The sequence below is a fragment of the Nocardioides yefusunii genome (assembly GCF_004014875.1).
GTDB lineage: Bacteria > Actinomycetota > Actinomycetes > Propionibacteriales > Nocardioidaceae > Nocardioides > Nocardioides yefusunii.
Window position 1 is genome coordinate 2,693,578 of sequence record NZ_CP034929.1, and the last position, 18,974, is coordinate 2,712,551.

The 18,974-nt window shown below is 69.9% G+C and carries 18 protein-coding genes; 4 read left to right on the forward strand and 14 right to left on the reverse strand.

Annotation, left to right across the window (positions count from 1 at the left end; translation table 11 throughout):
- The 5 genes from rpsG to EOV43_RS12325 form a co-directional block, all read right to left on the reverse strand.
- Entirely contained in the window at window positions 1-471 is a 471-nt protein-coding gene (gene rpsG, locus EOV43_RS12305) for a 30S ribosomal protein S7 (RefSeq protein WP_128221549.1), read from the reverse strand.
- The gene (gene rpsL / locus EOV43_RS12310) at window positions 471-845 is read right to left on the reverse strand and encodes a 30S ribosomal protein S12 (RefSeq protein WP_128221550.1); all 375 of its coding nucleotides are present in this window, start codon (window positions 843-845) and stop codon (window positions 471-473) included. The genes rpsG and rpsL overlap by 1 nt, the downstream gene beginning before the upstream one ends.
- Before the next feature lie 158 nt (window positions 846-1,003).
- Complete coding sequence (locus tag EOV43_RS12315; RefSeq protein ID WP_128221551.1) at window positions 1,004-2,260, reverse strand: MFS transporter; 1,257 nt, start codon at window positions 2,258-2,260, stop codon at window positions 1,004-1,006.
- 10 nt (window positions 2,261-2,270) lie between these two features.
- Entirely contained in the window at window positions 2,271-2,723 is a 453-nt protein-coding gene (locus tag EOV43_RS12320; protein WP_128221552.1) for a MarR family winged helix-turn-helix transcriptional regulator, read from the reverse strand.
- Window positions 2,724-2,841: 118 nt separating this feature from the next.
- On the reverse strand, window positions 2,842-4,320 hold the full coding sequence (locus EOV43_RS12325) for an NCS2 family permease (protein WP_128221553.1): 1,479 nt from the start codon (window positions 4,318-4,320) through the stop codon (window positions 2,842-2,844).
- Between the two features lie 128 nt (window positions 4,321-4,448).
- Between EOV43_RS12325 and EOV43_RS12330 the strand changes: the two genes are divergently transcribed.
- A complete protein-coding gene (locus EOV43_RS12330) occupies window positions 4,449-4,814 on the forward strand; it encodes a DUF2530 domain-containing protein (protein ID WP_239022114.1) in 366 nt (121 codons plus the stop codon).
- A 110-nt stretch (window positions 4,815-4,924) separates the two neighbouring features.
- Here the strand turns inward: EOV43_RS12330 and EOV43_RS12335 are convergent, their stop codons facing one another.
- From EOV43_RS12335 to EOV43_RS12345, 3 genes are all read right to left on the reverse strand, one after another.
- Entirely contained in the window at window positions 4,925-5,773 is an 849-nt protein-coding gene (locus EOV43_RS12335) for a DUF3027 domain-containing protein (protein ID WP_128221554.1), read from the reverse strand.
- 20 nt (window positions 5,774-5,793) lie between these two features.
- Complete coding sequence (locus EOV43_RS12340; protein ID WP_128221555.1) at window positions 5,794-6,189, reverse strand: cold-shock protein; 396 nt, start codon at window positions 6,187-6,189, stop codon at window positions 5,794-5,796.
- A gap of 106 nt (window positions 6,190-6,295) precedes the next feature.
- The gene (locus EOV43_RS12345; protein ID WP_128221556.1) at window positions 6,296-7,612 is read right to left on the reverse strand and encodes an FHA domain-containing protein; all 1,317 of its coding nucleotides are present in this window, start codon (window positions 7,610-7,612) and stop codon (window positions 6,296-6,298) included.
- 155 nt (window positions 7,613-7,767) lie between these two features.
- Between EOV43_RS12345 and EOV43_RS12350 the strand changes: the two genes are divergently transcribed.
- A complete protein-coding gene (locus tag EOV43_RS12350; RefSeq protein WP_128221557.1) occupies window positions 7,768-10,086 on the forward strand; it encodes a helicase C-terminal domain-containing protein in 2,319 nt (772 codons plus the stop codon).
- Here the strand turns inward: EOV43_RS12350 and EOV43_RS12355 are convergent.
- Together EOV43_RS12355 and EOV43_RS12360 are read right to left on the reverse strand one after the other, a co-directional pair.
- Window positions 10,031-10,846, reverse strand: coding sequence for a hypothetical protein (locus EOV43_RS12355; protein ID WP_128221558.1), 816 nt, complete (start codon window positions 10,844-10,846; stop codon window positions 10,031-10,033). The genes EOV43_RS12350 and EOV43_RS12355 overlap by 56 nt on opposite strands.
- A gap of 119 nt (window positions 10,847-10,965) precedes the next feature.
- Window positions 10,966-11,766: a hypothetical protein gene (locus EOV43_RS12360; RefSeq protein WP_128221559.1), complete on the reverse strand. Its 801-nt coding sequence runs from the start codon at window positions 11,764-11,766 to the stop codon at window positions 10,966-10,968.
- Between the two features lie 80 nt (window positions 11,767-11,846).
- Between EOV43_RS12360 and EOV43_RS12365 the strand changes: the two genes are divergently transcribed.
- On the forward strand, window positions 11,847-13,481 hold the full coding sequence (locus tag EOV43_RS12365) for a DNA repair helicase XPB (RefSeq protein WP_128221560.1): 1,635 nt from the start codon (window positions 11,847-11,849) through the stop codon (window positions 13,479-13,481).
- A 44-nt stretch (window positions 13,482-13,525) separates the two neighbouring features.
- Here EOV43_RS12365 and EOV43_RS12370 read toward each other — a convergent pair whose 3' ends face one another.
- From EOV43_RS12370 to EOV43_RS12380, 3 genes are all read right to left on the reverse strand, one after another.
- Window positions 13,526-14,239 carry a GntR family transcriptional regulator gene (locus EOV43_RS12370; protein ID WP_128221561.1) on the reverse strand — a complete coding sequence of 238 codons (714 nt, stop codon included), beginning with the start codon at window positions 14,237-14,239 and terminating at the stop codon, window positions 13,526-13,528.
- Between the two features lie 95 nt (window positions 14,240-14,334).
- Window positions 14,335-16,830, reverse strand: a complete 2,496-nt coding sequence (locus EOV43_RS12375; protein ID WP_239022115.1) for an ABC transporter permease — start codon at window positions 16,828-16,830, stop codon at window positions 14,335-14,337.
- A 53-nt stretch (window positions 16,831-16,883) separates the two neighbouring features.
- On the reverse strand, window positions 16,884-17,696 hold the full coding sequence (locus EOV43_RS12380) for an ABC transporter ATP-binding protein (protein ID WP_128221563.1): 813 nt from the start codon (window positions 17,694-17,696) through the stop codon (window positions 16,884-16,886).
- Between the two features lie 135 nt (window positions 17,697-17,831).
- Here EOV43_RS12380 and EOV43_RS12385 point away from each other — a divergent pair, with 135 nt between their 5' ends.
- Window positions 17,832-18,482 carry an alpha-ketoglutarate-dependent dioxygenase AlkB gene (locus tag EOV43_RS12385; RefSeq protein ID WP_128221564.1) on the forward strand — a complete coding sequence of 217 codons (651 nt, stop codon included), beginning with the start codon at window positions 17,832-17,834 and terminating at the stop codon, window positions 18,480-18,482.
- On the opposite strand, the gene EOV43_RS12390 is transcribed toward EOV43_RS12385, so the two are convergent.
- A complete protein-coding gene (locus EOV43_RS12390; RefSeq protein ID WP_128221565.1) occupies window positions 18,479-18,892 on the reverse strand; it encodes a hypothetical protein in 414 nt (137 codons plus the stop codon). The genes EOV43_RS12385 and EOV43_RS12390 overlap by 4 nt on opposite strands.
- Window positions 18,893-18,974 lie beyond the last annotated feature (82 nt).

Below are 18,974 nucleotides of genomic sequence, written 5' to 3' on the forward strand. Positions count from 1 at the left end.
TCACCAGCGGTAGTGAGCGAAGGCCTTGTTGGACTCGGCCATCTTGTGAGTGTCCTCACGCTTCTTCACAGCGGCACCGAGGCCGTTGGAGGCGTCGAGGATCTCGTTCATGAGACGCTCAGCCATCGTCTTCTCGCGGCGGTCGGCGGCGTAGCCGACGAGCCAGCGGAGCGCCAGCGTGGTCTGGCGGTTGGGCTTGACCTCAACCGGGACCTGGTAGGTGGCGCCACCGACGCGGCGGGACTTGACCTCGATGGCGGGCTTGACGTTGTCGAGCGCGCGCTTCAGGGTCAGGACCGGGTCGGTGCCGGTCTTCTCGCGGCAACCCTCGAGGGCGGTGTACACGATGCGCTGGGCAACCTGCTTCTTACCGTCCTGGAGGACCTTCGAGACGAGCTGGGTGACGATCTGCGAACCGTAGACCGGGTCGACGTCGAGAGGACGCTTGGGGGCGGGACCCTTACGAGGCATTAGGCCTTCTCCTTCTTCGCGCCGTAGCGGCTACGAGCCTGCTTGCGGTTCTTGACACCCTGGGTGTCAAGGGTTCCGCGGATGATCTTGTAACGGACACCCGGAAGGTCCTTCACACGACCACCGCGCACGAGCACGATGGAGTGCTCCTGCAGGTTGTGGCCCACACCCGGGATGTAAGCGGTGACCTCGACGCCGGACGAAAGGCGCACGCGGGCGACCTTGCGAAGGGCGGAGTTCGGCTTCTTCGGGGTGGTGGTGTAGACGCGGGTGCAGACGCCACGGCGCTGCGGCGAACCCTTGAGGGCAGGCGTCTTGTTCTTGGACACCTTGTCCTGGCGGCCCTTGCGGACCAACTGCTGAATGGTGGGCACCTTGGTGGTTCCCCTTCTTTGTTGACTCTTCACGGCTCGGCACTTTGCCGGGCTCGGAGTTGTTGCTTGTTGCATGTGCCTGAGATCAGCGTGCGATCAGGGCCAAGAGGCATCCGGGCGCGCGCGGGGTCTGGATATGCCAGACACAGATACCGAGGCTACTCGCTGGCTGTCGCAGGGGTCAAAATGGGCTTACGCGACTTCGCAGCGATCTGGTAAAGGACCGCGGCCACGAGAACACCGACCACCGTGACGGAACCGCCGAGCAGCAACGTCCAGCGTGCGCCCCACACCTCCCCGACCCATCCCAGGAGCGGCGCCCCGATCGGAGTGCCACCCATGAAGACCATCAGGTACAGCGACATGACCCTACCCCGCACCCCGGGATCGGTCGCCACCGTCGTGTAGGAGTTCGCGCTGGTCGCCATGGTCAGGGAGGCGAAGCCCATCACGGGGCACAGCAGGGCGAACGTCAGGTACGACGGAGCCAGGCCCGCCACCACGACGAGCGCACCGAAGACGAGGGCCGCCACCGTCACGCGCTTGACGTTGCTCCGCGAGCGTCGTGCCGCCAGCAGGGCACCAGTGAGTGAACCCACGGCCAGGAAGGTGCTCAGCGCCCCGTACTCCCCCGCGCCCTTGCCGAAGACCTCGGTGGCCATCAGCGCCGACGTCATCTGGAAGTTCATCCCGAACGTGCCGGCCATGAAGACCACCGCCAGGACCAGCATCAGATCAGGGCGGCGTCGGACGTAGACCAACGCCTCCTGCAGTGCGTCGAGCCCACGGGCGGTGCTCGGCGCGGGCACGTCGAGACGTCGTTCGTCCATCCGCTGCAGAGCCAGCACCGGCGCGACGTAGGAGACCGCGTTGAGCAGGATCACCCAACCGGTCGCCTCGGCCGTGCCACCCAGTCCCGCGATCAGCACACCTGCCAGCGCCGGGCCCACGAGCCTCGCCACGTTGAAGGAGGCCGAGTTGAGGCTGACCGCATTGGTCAGGTCCTCCTCGGCCACCATCTCGGAGACGAAGGAGTGCCGGGCCGGGGCGTCGAAGGCCGAGGCGACCCCGAGGACGAGGGCGAGCACGTAGATGTGCCAGACCTGGGCGTGTCCCGTGACCGCGAGCAGACCGAGGACGATCGCAGGCACCGCCATGCCGATGTTGGTCAGCTGCAGCAGGCGACGCTTCGGGACCCGGTCGGCGACGATGCCGGCGAACGGGCTCAGCAACAGGGCAGGCAGGAACTGCAGGCCGGTGACCATGCCGAGCGCAACGGCGCCGTCGGTGGCCAACTGCAGGACCAGCCAGTCCTGGGCGATGCGCTGCATCCAGGTGCCGAGGTTGGAGACGACACCACCGGCTGCGTAGAGGCGGTAGTTGGGGTTGGAGAGGGACTTGAACGTGGGGCTCAAAACAGGGGCTTCAGTCTTCCTGCGCCAGACGGAGGAGCACCGAGGCGGCCCGGCGCAGGGCCTCCCGGTCGGAGTGGTCGAGTTCGTCGAGACGACGGGCCAGCCAGGCGTCGCGGCGGTGACGGTCGGCAGCCAGGACGGCGCGGCCGGCGTCGGTCAGGTGCACGTGCGTCACCCGGCGGTCGACGGCGTCGGGGGCTCGGGAGACCAGGCCCCGGTCGGCCAGGAGGTTGACGGTGCGGGTCATCGACGGCGGCTGGACCCGCTCGAGCTGGGCCAGCCGCGACGGCGTGCAGGCCCCGTGGCGGTGCAGCATCGCAAGCACGCCCATGTGGCTGATCGAGAGGTCGTTGTCGGGGTGGCGCTCGTTGACGAGACGTCGTCGCATCCGCATCACACCGAGGCGGAGATCGGCCACGAGGTCGTCGTCGGGCGACGGTTCGGGAGCGGTGTCGGTGGTCATCGATGGGTACAACTCATTGCCGACGCTAACTATTCCGGTGAAACATCTTTGAAGCAGTGTGAACGACGAGAGGCCCGTCACGCGGTGCGTGACGGGCCTCTCCGAGGCGGCGCTGGGGTCAGTTGATCCAGCCGCTGATCGGCGTGTACGCGAAGTAGACGACGAACAGAGCAGCGACGACCCACATGAGTGCGTGGATCTCCTGCAGCTTGCCCATGACGAGCTTGATCACCAGGAAGGCGATGAAGCCCGCGCCGATGCCGGCCGAGATGGAGTAGGTGAAAGGCATCACGATGATGGTCAGGAAGGCCGGGATGGCGATCTCGACGTCGGTCCAGTCGATCTCGGTGACCTGCTGCATCATCAGGAAACCGACCAGGACGAGCGCCGGAACGGCGGCCTCGGACGGGATCGCGGAGACCAGCGGCGAGAGGAACATCGTGGCCAGGAAGAGCAGACCCGTGACGATGGTCGACAGACCCGTGCGAGCACCCTCGCCGACGCCCGAGGCGGACTCGATGAACGAGGTGTTGGAGGAGACGCCACCGACGCCACCCGCGATCGCGGCGACGGAGTCGACGATCAGGATGCGCTGCGCGTGCGGCGGGGTGCCGTCCTCGTCGTTCAGGCCGGCCTCGGCGCCGATGGCCGTCATGGTGCCCATGGTGTCGAAGAAGTCCGCCAGGAGCAGCGAGAAGATCAGCAGCAGAGCGGCGAGCACGCCACCCTCGAGCGTGGAGAAGGCACCGAAGAGGTCGACGCGGAAGAGCGTGCTGAGGTCCGGGAGACCCCAGTCACCCGAGAGGGAGGGCTGGTTGAGGGCCCAGCCTCCGGCCGAGTCCATGGACGAACCGGGGGTGAAGAGCTTGTCGACGATGATCGAGAGCACCGTGGCCACCACGATGCCGAGCAGGATCGCGCCCGGGACCTTGCGGACCCACAGGGCGATCATGACGAGCAGGCCGACGCAGAAGACCAGCACCGGCCAGCCCTGCAGGTGACCATCGGCGCCGAGCTGGACCGGGACGGTGGTTCCGAACGCGTCGGGGATGCGGGTGACGAAGCGGGCGTCGACCATGCCGAGCAGAGCGATGAAGAGACCGATGCCGACGGAGATGGCGACCTTGAGCTGCTGCGGGACCGCCTTGAAGACCGCCTTGCGGAAGCCGGTGAGGACCAGGACGAGGATGACGACACCCTCCAGGACCACGAGGCCCATCGCGGCCTCCCAGGTGGTGTCCCGGGCGATGCTGTTGGCCACGAAGGCGTTGAGGCCCAGGCCCGCGGCGAGCGCGAGCGGGAAGTTGGCCACTGCACCCATGAGGATCGAGAGCAGACCTGCCACGAGGGCGGTCGCCGCAGTGATCGCGGCGAGGTTGGCGCCGGCCACGGTGCCGCCACCGAGGTACTGACCGGTGGAGTCGGGGGTGAGGCCGAGAATCAGCGGGTTGAGCACGACGATGTAGGCCATCGCCAGGAACGTGACGATGCCGCCCCGCACCTCGCGGGCCACGCTCGACCCTCGCTCGGAGATCTTGAAGAACCGGTCCAGGCCGCCTGAAGCGGGGGGAGCGGTCTGCTCTGCAGCATTGGTCACGAAGGCATGATCCGCCTCCGCCGGACCCTGTGACAAACCAGCCGCATCGTGGATGCAGCGTCTCACTGCCAGAATCAGTGCCCTCGAAGTTGCGTCCCGCGTGAACTCCGCTGGTTACCCTCGGGCGCGTGGACCTGTACGAGAGCAACGACACCAGCAGCCTCCCCCGCGTCGAGTCCCGCCCTTCCCCCGGCACCCTGTCGATCACGCTGCCCCCGGCCGTCGTCGAGATCCAACCGCTCGACGCCGACGGCGTGCGCACCGCCGAGGTCGGCACCGCCCTGTGGGGAATCGCACTCCTGGGAATGCTCCCCTTCTACTCGACTCTGCAGGCCTCGGGCCGGGTCTGGTGGATCTGGGTGTGCAGCGCCGGACTCGGCATGGGACTCCTCGGGATCGAGTACTGCCGACGACGACGCGACGCGAACCGCAACGCTGAGGTCGCGGAGCAGACCCACTCGGTCACCGGCGGCGGACGCCGACGAGCAGCCTGAGGATCCCCCACGCCTCTGCCGCCCGTGCGCAGCGCGAGACGAAGAACGCCACCGCGACATCGCGGTGGCGTTCTCTCGTGGTGGGCCGCCCGTGGGTGGACCGACCGGGGTCAGAAGGTCTCGCGGTCCTCGGTGAAGGAGTCGAAGACGTGGTCGGGCATCGGAGCCGGCTGCTGGGTACGGGTCAGCTTGACCTCGGAGTGGGCGCCACAGCCGTGGTCGAGGGTGACCACACGGCCGTCGTCGTTGGCGTTGCCGTTCGCACAGACACCGAACGTCGACGACATCGGGCCGGCCAGCAGCACCAGGAACCCGCACGACCAGCAGTTGTGCGGCGCCTGCTTGGCGATCGGAGCCTCCGGGCCGCCCACACCGTCGTGCCAGCGCTGGGCCGCGAGGTCGCGTCCCTCCACCGACAGGGTGCGGACCCGTCCCAGGCCGAGATCAGCAGCGACGACCTTGACCTGACCACGGTCGACGTCCTCGTCGGCACCGACGAGGTAGGTCGGGACCAGACGGGGGTCGTCGTCGTCGACGGGAAGGAGGTCGCCGGGAGACAGGTCACCCGGCTGCAGACGCTCCTTGTACGGAACCCAGCGCGGGGCGACGATCGCAGCGTCGCCCGGGAGCAGCACGACCTCGTCAACGGTGACGAGCTCGGCCTCCTCCACGCGGGAGACGGTGACCGCCCAGTGCCAGCCGACGTAGCCGGGGTGCACACAGGCGAAGACGTGGGTGGCGGTGAGGCCGTCCTCGGCCCAGATGCCGAGGTGCTCTCCCACCTGATCTGCCGGCGTCCCCTCGAGGAGGGCGGCACGGGCCACCTCGACGGCGCCGGTGAGGACGGAGTCGGTGGCCGGAGACAGGGCGAGCTTCACGTCGGCATCATGGCACGCGCCGACGACGCCACCCAAGACCGGTGCGTCGGGGGCGGGGGTGTGTCGTCGGTGCGTGCTCATGCGTCGTCTCCTCGGATCGCTCAGGCGTCCAGCTCGTCGGCCAGCGCGCGGAGCAGCTTCGCAGTGCCGCGTGCAGCCTTGGTCTCGGGGTGCCGGCCGTGCCGGAATCCCTCTCCTACGGCGTCCAGCAGACGGATCAGGTCCTCCACGATCGGGACCATCGCCTCGGGGCTCTTGCGCTGGGCGTTGCGCTGCGCACGCGAGATCGAGCTCGGAGACTCGATGACCCGCACCTGCAGCGCCTGCTCACCACGGCGCCCCTGGGCGATCCCGAACTCCACGCGAGCGCCCGGCTTGAGCGTGCTCACGCCCTCGGGAAGAGCGTCGGCGTGCACGTACACGTCGGGTCCGTCCGGGTGCGACAGGAAACCGAATCCCTTGTCGGCGTCGAACCACTTCACCTTGCCAGTGGGCACTGCTCACACTCTCCTCTGAACGGCCGCGGTGTTGCCCGCGGACCAGTCGAAGGATAGGGGGTGGCACCTCACGGAGCCATTCGATTTCGTGGCCGACGTCCCGGAGTCAGCCGCTGACGACGCGGAAGGTGGCGCCGTCGCCGAGGTCGACGACGTCACCGTCGCTGAGCAGGACCGGGATCCGCGGCTTGAGCTGACGCGGGGAGTGGCCCTCACGACGCACCACCGTGCCGTTGGTCGACCCGAGATCGACGACGACCACACGGTCGGAGTCGGGGCCGACGCCCGCGAACACCTCGAGGTGGTTGGCCGACACCTCGCCGAGCGGACTCGGCACGGCCAGGGTTGCAGCGTCCGGGCTGCCCGACGCGGTCGGCGACGGCGCACGGCCCACCACGTAGACGCGGTCGAGGTCGAGGACGTCACCGTGCTCGAAGACCACCTGCGGCAGACCGGCGGTGCGGGCCGGGGCGTCGCCCTGGGGCTGCTCGCCCGTGACGGCAGCCACGGAGAGCACCTCGGTGGCGCCCGTGGGGATGTCGTCAGCATCGACGAACCCAGCGGCGGGTGCGTCCTCGGCCGAGACGCTGGAAACGACCACCGGAGCGATCGCCGGGGCCGGAACCGGTGCGATGACAGGAGCGGGCAGGCCGTCGAGCACGTCAGGAGCATCGGCGGGCTCGGACGACGAGGACTCCGCGACCGGCGCCACGGGGGCGGCGGCCTCCACGGGCTCGTCACCCCACTGAGCCGCGACCAGCGGAGCCGTCTCCTCGCCGCCGTAGGTGTCGAGACCCGGCTCAGGGAGGACGGAGAGGACCGGCGAGGGGGCAATGTCGAGGACGGCCTCGGGCTCGGTCACGGGCTCCGGCTCGGCGGGGCTCTCCTCGACGACAGGCTCGACGGGCGCGACGACCGGAGCGATCACCGGCTTGGGCAGCGCCTGACTGATCGGACGCGACGACGCCCCCACCGGGGACTCCAGGACCAGACCGCCGAGACGTCGCAGGCCGGGGGTGAACTGCTCGTTCGCCTCGCCCTCCACGCCCAGCTCGACCTCGAGCGACAGGACGTCGGAGAAGCGCTGCTCCTGCCACGTCCCGGTGCCCGAACCGACCTCGGTGACGTTCTCGCCCACCACCGTCGTGCGGGCGGTGCGGACGCGCACGATCGGCGCTCCACGCACCAGCAGCCGGACCCGGCCCTCGCCCTCGGCCTCGACGAGCACCAGCGAGGGGACCCCGGAGAGCCCCTGACGCAGCACGACGTCGAGAGCGTCCTCGAAGGACTCCCCCGCGTCGAGGGAGACCCACAGGTTCGCAGCAAGCTCGGCACTCTGGGGCGGGAGCACAGCGGCCACCCTCTCCCCCAGGACACCGATCCACTCACCGCGGTTCACCAGACCAGCACCGAACGCAACCACGTCGTCTCCTTCTCCGCAGGGACGCCCCGATCGCGTCCTCCGTGTTGACCGACGCATCACACCACGACCGCGACCTCACGCGTCAGGGTGTCCGCCCGTCCGTGGATGCCCGGAGCCGCCCGCGACGGCGTCGTCCCGAGTAGCGTTGCACCTCGATGGCTGCGCAGACCGAACCCACCCGCCCCGCCGGGCCGGCCCGGACCCTGGCCGACGTGCTGCGGACCTGGCCCGAGACCCGACTCGCCGCGCTGCTGCGCGCCCGCCCTGACCTCGCTGCGCCCGCACCGCGTGACAGCGCGCAACTGGCCTCCCGGGCCGGAGTGCGTGCCTCGGTGCTGCGCGTGGTCGACCAGCTGGACCGACTCCAACTCGCCGTCCTCGACGCCGCGGTGGTCCTCGGGGACGCCCCCCGCGAGCGGCTCGTCGCCGCGGTCAACGCCGCACCCGCAGCCGTCGAGGCGGCCGTGAAGAACCTGTGCGACCTCGCGCTCCTGTGGGAGGTCGAGGACGGCGTCAGGGCGCTCAGTACTGTCACCGACGCCCTGCGCGGTGACCCGACCGGCGCCACCAGCGGTCTGCGACCGGTGATGCCGCACGCCCAGAGCCAGGACGAGGCCCGCGCCCGCCTGGAGCTGCTCACCCCGAAGGCCGCGAGTCTGCTCGCCCATGTCACCGACTCCGGTGGGCAGGGCACCTCAGGGCGCGCCCGCACCCCGGTGGCACTGGAGGAGGCCCGCAGCCCGATCGAGGAGCTCCTCTTCCACCGACTGCTGCTGCCCTCGGTCGACGGCACGCTCGTGGTGCCCGGCCAGGTCGGTCTCGCCTTGCGCGGTGGGCACACCACCGTGACCCCGTGCGACGATCTCCCCGAGATCTCGACCACGGACCGCGCTGCCGGCATCGTCGACCGGGTCGCGGCCGGCGCAGCGTTCGAGACGGTCCGCCGCGTCGAACTGCTCCTGGACCAGTGGGGTGTGCATCCGCCGACGGTCCTGCGCAGCGGCGGACTCGCGGTGCGCGACCACAAGGCCGTCACTGACGAACTCCAGGTCGACCCCCACACCGCCGCGCTGCTGCTGGAGACCGCAGCCGCGGCCGGGCTGCTCGCCGAGGGCCTCGACTCCGACGGCGTCACCGCTTGGATGCCCACCCACGCCTACGACACCTGGGCGTTGCAGTCCCCGGCCCGACGCTGGTGGACGCTGGTGAAGGCGTGGCTGCACACCCCGCGTCTGGCGGCCCTGGTGGGCACCAAGGACGCCCAGGGACGGACCCGCAACGCACTCGCAGCCGACCTGACGAGCGTCCACGGTCCTGAGACGCGTGAGGCGGTCCTGGCCGAGCTCGCCGACCTGCCGAGCGGTCAGGCGCTGGCGTCGGGAACCGGGGCACCGTCGTTGGTGCAGGTGCTGCGCTGGCGTCGTCCACGGCGTCCCTCCACCCGGGACGAGATCGCGCTGTGGACGCTCACCGAGGCTGCAGCCCTGGGGCTGACCGGGATGGACGCGATGTCGTCGTACGGGCGGGCACTCGCGCTGGGTGAGACCGACGCCGGGCTCGATGCCCTCGACGCGCTGATGCCCTCGCCGGTGGACCACGTGCTGCTGCAGGCCGACCTGACCGCGGTCGCCCCCGGCCCCTTGGAGACGTCGGTGGCCCGGACCCTGCACCTGCTGGCCGAGGTCGAGTCGCGCGGCGGGGCGACGGTCTACCGGTTCTCGGCGTCGTCGTTACGTCGTGCCCTGGATGCCGGGTGGAGCGCGGCGGAGGTCCACGGGTTCCTCGCCGAGACCTCACGCACCCCGGTCCCGCAGCCGTTGACGTACCTGGTCGACGACGTCGTGCGGACCTTCGGGACCGTGCGGGTGGGCCACGCAGAGGCGTTCTTGCGGGCCGACGACGAGAACGCGCTCACCGAACTGTTGCTGCACCCCAAGGCGGAGTCGTTGGGGTTGCGTCGGATCGCGCCGACGGTGCTGATCTCGACGGTGCCGGTCGATCTCCTGCTGCCGCGTCTGCGTGAGTTGGGTCAGGCACCCGTCGTGGAGGCACCCGACGGGACAGTCCGGGTGGCGCGACCTGACGTCCAGCGTTCCCGGACGCCGAAGGCTCCCCCGAGCGCTGGGATGGTCGAGGCGCGCGAGAGTGCCCGGATCCAGACGGTGGTCGCCACTGTCCGCACCGGTGACCGGATCGCGGCGAACACGACGCCGCGCCCGACCACCGCGACCACTCCGGCCGATGCCCTGCAGGCGTTGCGGGAGGCGATCGAGGCACGCGCGACGGTGCTGATCGGTTACGTCGACAACCACGGGGTGTCGACGGAACGGATCGTCGATCCGCTCGCTCTGGAGGGCGGGCAGTTGAGTGCTTACGACCATCGCAGCGAGGACCGCAAGGTGTTCCAGGTGCACCGGATCACCCAGGTGGTGCCCACCCCCGGGACTGGACACGGGGCTCCGACCGGACGCTGAGCATCCCGGCCGCGAGCAGCAGCGCCGCGAAGATGCCCCACGTCGAGGTGGCGGGGGCGCCGAGGACGGCGACGCAGGAGAGCACAGCCGCGCTGACCCCCATCACCTTGAGCGGGCGCCGGTCGGGGCTGCTGACCGCGAACCACCCTGCGACCAGTCCGAGCAGTGCCAACTGCACCAGCAGGTGCACGGTCGCGGCGGTGACGTGCAGGCCGGACCAGCGGGTCCCGTCGGCGTCGACGAGTCCCAGAGCAGTGCCGTCGTGGCGCAGGACGTGGAGCTCGGAGTCGAGGTCGACGTCGGCCAACGTCGTGCGGGCGAACTCCTCGGCGCTGCCCGGTGCGAGACGCAGGAACGTCGTGCGGGCTTCGCTGTCCTCACCGCCCGCGGTGGGCTGCAGGACGATCCGGGCGACGTGGTCGGTGACGTCGACCCGGGCACGCGCTGCCTGAGCGGTGACGTCGTGCTGGGCGAGACACGAGGAGTCGGTGGCTGAGCACGTCAGGGACGCGTCCCAGGCCCGCATCGATCCCCAGGCGTCGACGGCCGCGTGGATCGCCCACAGGGAAGCGACGACGAGCAACCACGACGCGACGAGGCACCGGCGACGCGGTACCCACCCTCGCCCCGGGCGCCGGCCCAGTCCTGTGCCCGCTTCTCCGGCGCGAGGAACCCGCGGGTGTGAGGCGTCGTCAGGGCCGCCCTGTTCCGCCGACCACCGCTGTCGCGGGATCCGCACCACGTCCCCGAGAAGGTCCATGGCTCGATCGTGGCGTCACTCCCCGACCTGGGTCATCCCCCGGGCAGGGGAATCACCCTCTGGGGAGAGGACGCTGATCGCGACTCCTCACCTCCCACGAACGCCTCGTGGCTGACCGTTCACTGCGAGCTCTCGTCCAACGCGTCACTCATCACCCGACCGAGGCAGTACACGATCGCGGCCAACCCCCACACGACCCACCAGGGCGCCGCCATGCCCAGGCAGGCAGCACTCCCCAGCGTGAAGATCCAGAGCAACGCGTAGCGGTCGATCCGCGGCAGGTCGACACCGAAGTCCTTCCATCCCCACCACGCCTGACGACGTCCCAGGGCCGGGATCGCCACCCGCAGGAACCCGGGCAGGGTGCGCGTCAGGCCGACGGCGCCGCGGACGGCGAAGAGCACGATCGCGGCCGTGCCGTTGAGCGCCATTCCGCCTGCGATGCTCAGCTGGCGCCAGGAACCGTCCTCGTCGAGCACGTGCTCCAGTGACCACCTCCCGTCGGGGTACTGGTACCAGCGCACGTCACGCTCCCACTCTTGCCCGTGGCGGTCCGAGGAGTCCTCGTCCTCCTCGACGGTGTGCGTGACGCCCTCGGGGTCGGTGAGCGCCCAGAGGTCGTAGTAGCGGCCACTGCTTCCCTTGTAGCCCGACTCGTAGACGTCGTCCTCGTCCAGGTACGTCGGGACCTCTGCCTCGACCAGACACGGTGCAGCGACCTCGGAGCAGAGACGTTCACCGCCGGCCGTCCGCGCGCGCTGGATCTCGTCGGGCACATGTCCCAGGACCATCACGGCAGCGACCAACCATCCTGCACTCCAGGCCAGCCACGCCACGACGGGGACCCGGTCCCACGTCAGGCGCTCCTTCAACGTGGGTCTGCCGGAGGCCCGGCGCAGAGAACGTCGTCGTGCGGTCACTCGTACAGTTTTCACCAAGCGGGAGGCGCCACGTGGCCGAACCGACGAGCCGCGCACCTGCCCCTGCGTAGGATCGCGGCGTGAACGACGGCCCCCTGATCGTGCAGTCCGACAAGACCCTCCTGCTGGAGATCGACCACGAACGCGCCGGGGAGTGCCGCCGGGCGATCGCCCCGTTCGCCGAACTCGAACGCTCGCCCGAGCACATCCACACCTACCGGCTCACCCCGCTGGGCCTGTGGAACGCCCGCGCTGCCGGTGTCGACGCCGAACAGGTGATCGACACCCTCCTGACGTACTCGCGCTACGCGGTGCCGCACTCGCTGCTCGTCGACGTCGCCGACACGATGGACCGCTACGGGCGCCTGCGGTTGGAGAAGCACCCCGTCCACGGCCTCGTCATGACCAGCACCGACCGGCCCGTGCTGGAGGAGGTGCTGCGCGCCAAGAAGGTCAAGGGCATGCTCGGTGAACGGATCGATGACGACTCCGTGGCCGTGCACCCCTCCGAGCGTGGCAACCTCAAGCAGGCGCTGCTCAAGCTGGGTTGGCCTGCCGAGGACTGGGCGGGCTACGTCGACGGTGAGGCGCACCCGATCGACCTCGTCGAGGACGGCTGGGAGTTACGGGACTACCAGCGTGACGCCGCCGAGGCGTTCTGGCACGGCGGTTCGGGCGTCGTCGTCCTCCCCTGTGGCGCCGGGAAGACGATCGTGGGGGCCGCCTCGATGGCACAGGCCCGCGCGACCACGCTGATCCTGGTCACCAACACCGTCTCCGCGAGGCAGTGGAAGGACGAACTGCTGCGCCGCACCACCCTGACCGAGGACGAGATCGGCGAGTACTCCGGTGCCGTCAAGGAGATCCGTCCGGTCACGATCGCGACCTACCAGGTGCTGACGATGCGTCGCAAGGGCGTCTTCCCGCACCTCGAACTCCTCGACGCCCGCGACTGGGGCCTCATCGTCTACGACGAGGTGCACCTGCTCCCGGCCCCGATCTTCCGGATGACCGCCGACCTCCAGGCCCGACGCCGGATCGGCCTGACCGCCACCTTGGTGCGTGAGGACGGCCGTGAGGGCGACGTCTTCTCCCTGATCGGACCCAAGCGGTACGACGCCCCGTGGAAGGACATCGAGGCACAGGGCTGGATCGCTCCGGCCGACTGCGTCGAGGTGCGGGTCTCCCTCACCGACGCCGAACGGCTCGTCTACGCCACCGCCGAACCGGAGGAGAAGTACCGTCTCGCGGCCTGCTCCCCGCGCAAGCTCGACGTCGTGCGTCGGCTGGTCCAGGCCCACCCCGAGCAGCCGACGTTGGTGATCGGTCAGTACATCGACCAGCTCGACGAGATCGCCGCCGCGCTCGACGCACCCGTGATCAAGGGCGAGACGTCGGTGAAGGAACGTCAGCGACTCTTCGACGCGTTCCGCAGTGGCGAGATCTCGCTGCTGGTGGTGAGCAAGGTGGCCAACTTCTCCATCGACCTGCCCTCGGCCGAGGTCGCGATCCAGGTGTCGGGCTCGTTCGGTTCACGTCAGGAGGAGGCCCAGCGTCTGGGTCGCCTGCTGCGTCCGAAGGCGGAGGGGAAGACCGCCCACTTCTACACGCTGGTCGCCCGCGACACCGTCGACGCGGAGTTCGCTGCCAACCGGCAGCGGTTCCTGGCCGAACAGGGGTACGCCTACCGGATCGTCGACGCCGGGGACCTCTGATCCCCGGCACGGTCAGTCAGGCGCGGCACGTCAGGCGGGGCGGCTCAGGTGAAGTCGCCCAGCTGCAGGTAGAGGGTGTGCCGGTCCGAGCGGTAGGCCGAACGGGAGACCTCGACGACCTTGTCGTTCCACAGGGCCCGACGCGAGACGCGCTGCACCGGCTGACCGGCCTCCATCTCCAGGAGCGCCTGCTCCTCGGGGGTGGGCAGTTCGGCGTTGAGGGAGTCCTCGGCCCACGTGGGACGCATGCCCCGCGCCGTGAGCGACTCGTAGAAGCTGTCCGGAAGCGGGCGGTCCAGGAATCCGGGGAACAACGTCTCGTCGAGGTAGACGTCCTGGAGACCGATCACCTGACCACCTGCACGACGCAGACGCTTCCAGTGCACGACGGTCATGCCGGGCTCGATCTCGAGCGCACGGGCCACACCCGGGCCAGCCTGCTCGTAGCGGGCCAGCAGGGTCTGGGACTGTGCCATCAGACCGCGACGGGCCAGCCCCTCGGAGAACGAGGAGACCTGGATCATCCTCGCCCGCGGCGGGGCCACGAACGTGCCACGTCCCGGGACGCGTTCCAGGAGGCCGTCGACGACGAGCGCGTCGAGTGCCTGCCGCACAGTCATCCGCGCCACCCCGAACTGGGAGACGAGCTCCCGTTCGGACGGCGCCGGGGTGCCCGGTGCCGCTCCACGTAGTAGTTCGCGGACGTGCTCGCGCACCACCACGTGCTTCAACTCACGAGTCTCCGTCGTCTGCCCCACGCCGCTGAGGCTATTAGCGATACATCGTGTCCGTACCCAGATTGGGAACAAATCCGCGGACGGAAGAATCAGCGCACGCCACGGCGTGCCGAACCTCAGGTGGCGGAGATCGCTGCGAGGACGTCGAGCTTGGCGGCTCGTCGGGCCGGTGCCACCGCAGCGAGCACGCCCACCACCAGCGCCACCGCGCCGAAGACGGCCAACTGTCCCCACGGCACCCGGACCACGTCCAGCCCCTGGTCCCGGAGAGAGCCCATGAGGACGACGCCGAAGACGACGCCCAGCACCAGCCCCGTCGCGGCCCCCAATGCGGCGATCGCGACCGACTCCAGTGTCACCATCCGGCGGGTCTGGCTCCGGGACAGCCCCACCGCCCGGAGCAGGCCGATCTCCTTGGTCCGCTCCATCACCGACAGCACGAGAGTGTTGACGATCCCCAGCACCGCGATCACCAGCGCCAGACCGAGCAGCGCGAAGACCATCGTCACCATCTGGTCGATCGGGCGGCGCTGCTCCGCCGCATAGGAGGCCTGGTCAGAGACGTTCACGGTGGGCAGATCAGCCACCGCGTCACGGATGCCGCGTTCGACCAGCAGCCCGGGAGAGCCTGCGGCCACCACGACGAAGTTGTCCCGCCGCGGCAACCCCATCCCGGCCAGCGAGTCGAACCCGGTGACCACTTCGCCCTTGAGCACCGGGGTGTCGGCGAAGACGCCCACCACGTCCAACGAGACGGGCTTGCCATCCACCTCCGCCGTCCAGGTGTCTCCCACGCCGAGACCGGTGCGCGCGGACTCTCCCTGCGACACCATCACCTCGTCGCGGCGCAGCCGGGTCACTTCCCCCGCGACCCGGTCGACGGCGAACAGACCGGTGAGGTCATCGGGGTCGACCGCGACGAGGAGCTGCGGCAACGTCCCGACCTGCGCCAGCGTCCAGCGTTGCGCAGCCACCTCGGTGACCCCGTCGACCTTCGCGAGCGCACGCTTCACCGACGGCGCGAACGGTTGCCCCACCGCGTCCTGGACGACGTAGTCGCCGGTGAACGAGTCCGCGAGTGCCTTGTCGACGCTGGCCCGCGCCGACTCCCCCACGATCGACATGGTGCCGGCCAACGCCAGCCCGATCATGAGGGCGGCAGCGGTCGCGGAGGTACGACGAGGGTTGCGCAACGCGTTCTGGCCCGCCAGGCGTCCCGGTGTCTGGGCAAGGGCCGCGAAGAGCCCCGCAGCGAGCGCGAGGAAGGGACGGCACAGCACCGGCAGTGCCGAGGCGACACCCAACAGGATCGCCAGCGCACCGGCCCCCACCCACCATCCGGGGTGCGGCAGGACTCCCTGCCCCACCCAGGCCAGCACGCCGAAGGCGACCAACCCCAGGCCCAGACCGAACCGGCGGCGCAGGGACGTCTCCGGCATCGCGACGTCGTCGCGCATCGCCTGCACCGGCGCGATCCGGGCCGATCGTCGGGCCGGGAACCAAGCAGCCGCCACCGTGACCGCCACTCCGACAGCGTAGGAGGCCACGAACGTACGTGCGCCGAGCACCAGGGGCTGACCCGAGAGGTCGAGTCCGAAGGTGCTGAACAGGGCACGGATCGCGGCTGCGGTGGCGATGCCCAGCAGTACACCGAACGTGGACCCGAGAATCCCGAGCACCACCGCCTCCAGCATCACCGAGGCGGTGACCTGGCGTCGTGAGGCACCCAGCGCCCGCAGCAGCGCCAGCTCGCGGCTGCGTTGCGCCACGAGGATCGAGAACGTGTTGACGATCAGGAACGCGCCCACCACCAGCGAGATCCCGGCGAAGACCAGCAGGAACGTGGTGAGGAACGAGACCGCGGTGAGCAGTTGGGTGGCCGACTCGTCCGCGACCTCGTCGCCGGTCCGGACCCGGACGTCGTCGCCGACGACCGCGGCCACCCGGTCACGCAACTGGCTCTGGGTCACACCGGGAGCGGCAGTGACCCAGATGCTGGTGAAGCGGTTCTTGCCGGAGAGGAAGAGATCCTGGGTGGCGTCGGTGGTCATGGCCAGCCAGGTCGCGCCGCTGAACGAGCCGCCCTCGGCGAAGTCGGCCACGCCCACCAGCTCGGGCCGCAGGACACCGTCGTCGCCGCTGGTGACGACGGTGACCTCATCGCCGACGACGTGCCCGGACCGACGCACGGTGGCAGCGTCGAGGACGACCTCGTCCGGCGTCTCGGGAGCCCGGCCGGTCACGATCTCCAGCCCGGTGAGGCCGTGCCCGGCCGGCGCCCCGGTCCAGTTGCTGGCCAGCGCCGTGCCGAGTCCGCCCATCACCTTGCCGTTGACGTCGACCACGTAGGCGGCATCCAGCACGTTCCCGTCGGCACGCGCTGCGCCCTCGACCCGTTCGAGGTCACGGACCAGCGACCCGGGCAGGGTCCGGTCCTTGCGGGCCGCCGCGGCGTTGCGTTTCTCGTTCGCATGCGCAGTGAGGTCCGGTTCGACGACCACGTCGCCGACCGTCGAGGCGAACAGTGCGGTGAAGCTGCGGTTGAGGGTGTCGGTGAAGACCAACGTCCCGGCGACGAAACCCACGCCGAGGACGATCGCGAAGGTGCTCATGAGCAACCGCACCTTGCGACCGAGCAGGCTGCGCAGCGCCGCCCGGAACATGCTCAGCCGTCCGTGGCGGGATCGGAACCGACGAGGTCGGTCATCGCCGTCATCACCTGGAGCACGCGTTCACGGGTGGGTCGGCGGATCTCCTCGACCACCCGTCCGTCAGCCAGGAAGACGACTCGGTCGGTCCAGGCCGCCGCCGCGGCGTCGTGGGTGACCATGACGACGGTCTGTCCGTGGTCGTCGACGCTGCGGCGCAGCAGTCCCAGGACCTCCGCTCCCGAGCGGGAGTCGAGGTTGCCGGTGGGTTCGTCGGCGAAGACGATCGTCGGACGGCTCACGAGCGCCCGCGCGACGGCGACCCGCTGCTGCTGGCCACCGGAGAGCTGGTTGGGCTTGTGCCCGAGACGGTCCTCGAGCCCGACGGTGCGGATCACCTTCCCGAACCACCGACGATCGGGCTTGCGGCCCGCGATCGAGAGCGGGAGCAGGATGTTCTCCTCGGCCGTGAGTGTGGGCACGAGGTTGAAGGACTGGAAGACGAACCCGATCTCGTCGCGTCGCATCCGGGTCAGGGCGTCGTCGCCGAGCCGCATGATCTCGGAGTTCCCGATCCAGACCTCCCCGGAGTCGGCGTGGTCGAGGGCGGCGCAGCAGTGCATCAGCGTCGACTTCCCCGAACCGCTGGGACCCATGACGGCCGTGAACTCACCCTCCTCGATGTCGAGGCTGACCCCGGCGAGCGCGTCGACCCGCGCAGCCCCCTTGCCGTAGCTCTTGCGGAGGTCCCGGATACGGGCCGCAGGGGGCGTCGTCGGCAGCACGACACCTCGAGCCGGCGTCGGCGCGTGAGCAGAAGTGCCCGTCATGTCCCCCCTCCCCAGGAGTCGACGTCGGCGCCACGCTACCGCGCCGCGTCAAGGCCCGGAGCGGTCTTCCGAGCCCGTCACGGCCAGAACGGAGAGCCTTGCAGATTCGAACATGCGTTCGATAGCGTCGCTCGCATGCACTTCCAGTCGACGCTCTTCGCCTCCGACGCGACCACTCCGGCGCCACTGCGCCCCGATCGGACGTGGCTCTCGTCCGGCACCGAGCACCAGAGCGCCGCCTGGGTCGACGTCCAGCGCGGCTGGCTGGGCGATCCCGACGGGGTCTTCGCCACGATGGCGGAGGAGGTCCCGTGGCATGCCGAACGACGCCAGATGTACGAGCGCCTCGTCCACGTCCCGCGATTGCTCCACACCTACGGGATCGGTGCGACGCTGCCTCATCCCGCGTTGACCGAGGCGATGTCGGCCCTGAACGAGCACTACCTGCCCGAGCTCGGCGAACCGTTCGTGACGGCCGGGTGTTGCTTCTACCGTGACGGCCAGGACTCCGTGGCGTGGCACGGGGACACGGTCGGACGCGGGCGCACCCACGACACGATGATCGCGATCGTCTCCCTGGGCGATCCACGACGCCTTGCGCTGCGTCCGCGCGAGGGGGTCGTACCTGCCGACGGCGTGGGCGGCTCGTTGAGCCTCACACTCGGCCACGGGGATCTCGTCGTCATGGGCGGGTCGTGCCAGCGCACCTGGGAGCACGCAGTGCCCAAACAGGCCCAGGCCGGGCCGCGGATCTCGGTGCAGTTCCGGGCCCGCAACGTCTTCTAGGCCGACGCACTCTCGTTACCGCCGTCGCCGCTGCCCTCGGCACCTTCCCGGATTTCGGATTCCGTCACTTCAGGCGAGAAGTCACCCGCCCATGCACTCACCAGCGTCACCGCTCCGGCCACCGCCCCCATCCAGACACGCGGACGCTTCACGCCGCGGCGCCTCAACCACTGCTCGAGGCTCGCGTCGAGTTTCACCCCGACCACGCTGACGCCGAGCAGCACGGCCCCGGCGGCGACGCCGGCAGGGACAGCGCGAGACCTCTGCCCTTCCTGCTGGGAGACGACGAGAGCAGTACCTGCGGCACCGGCGAGCGCCGTCGCGCCGTGCAGTCCTCGACGCACCGCAGCATTGAGCTGCGCGGGAGCGATCAGGGCCGTCCCGAGGCCGGTGAAGACCGTCTCTGCCAAGCGAGTGGCGTGGACCTTCGGGTACGGAGGTTGGCGCGGAACAGGTCGTTCGTCATGGCCCCGAATCTAGCGAGGCACCGGT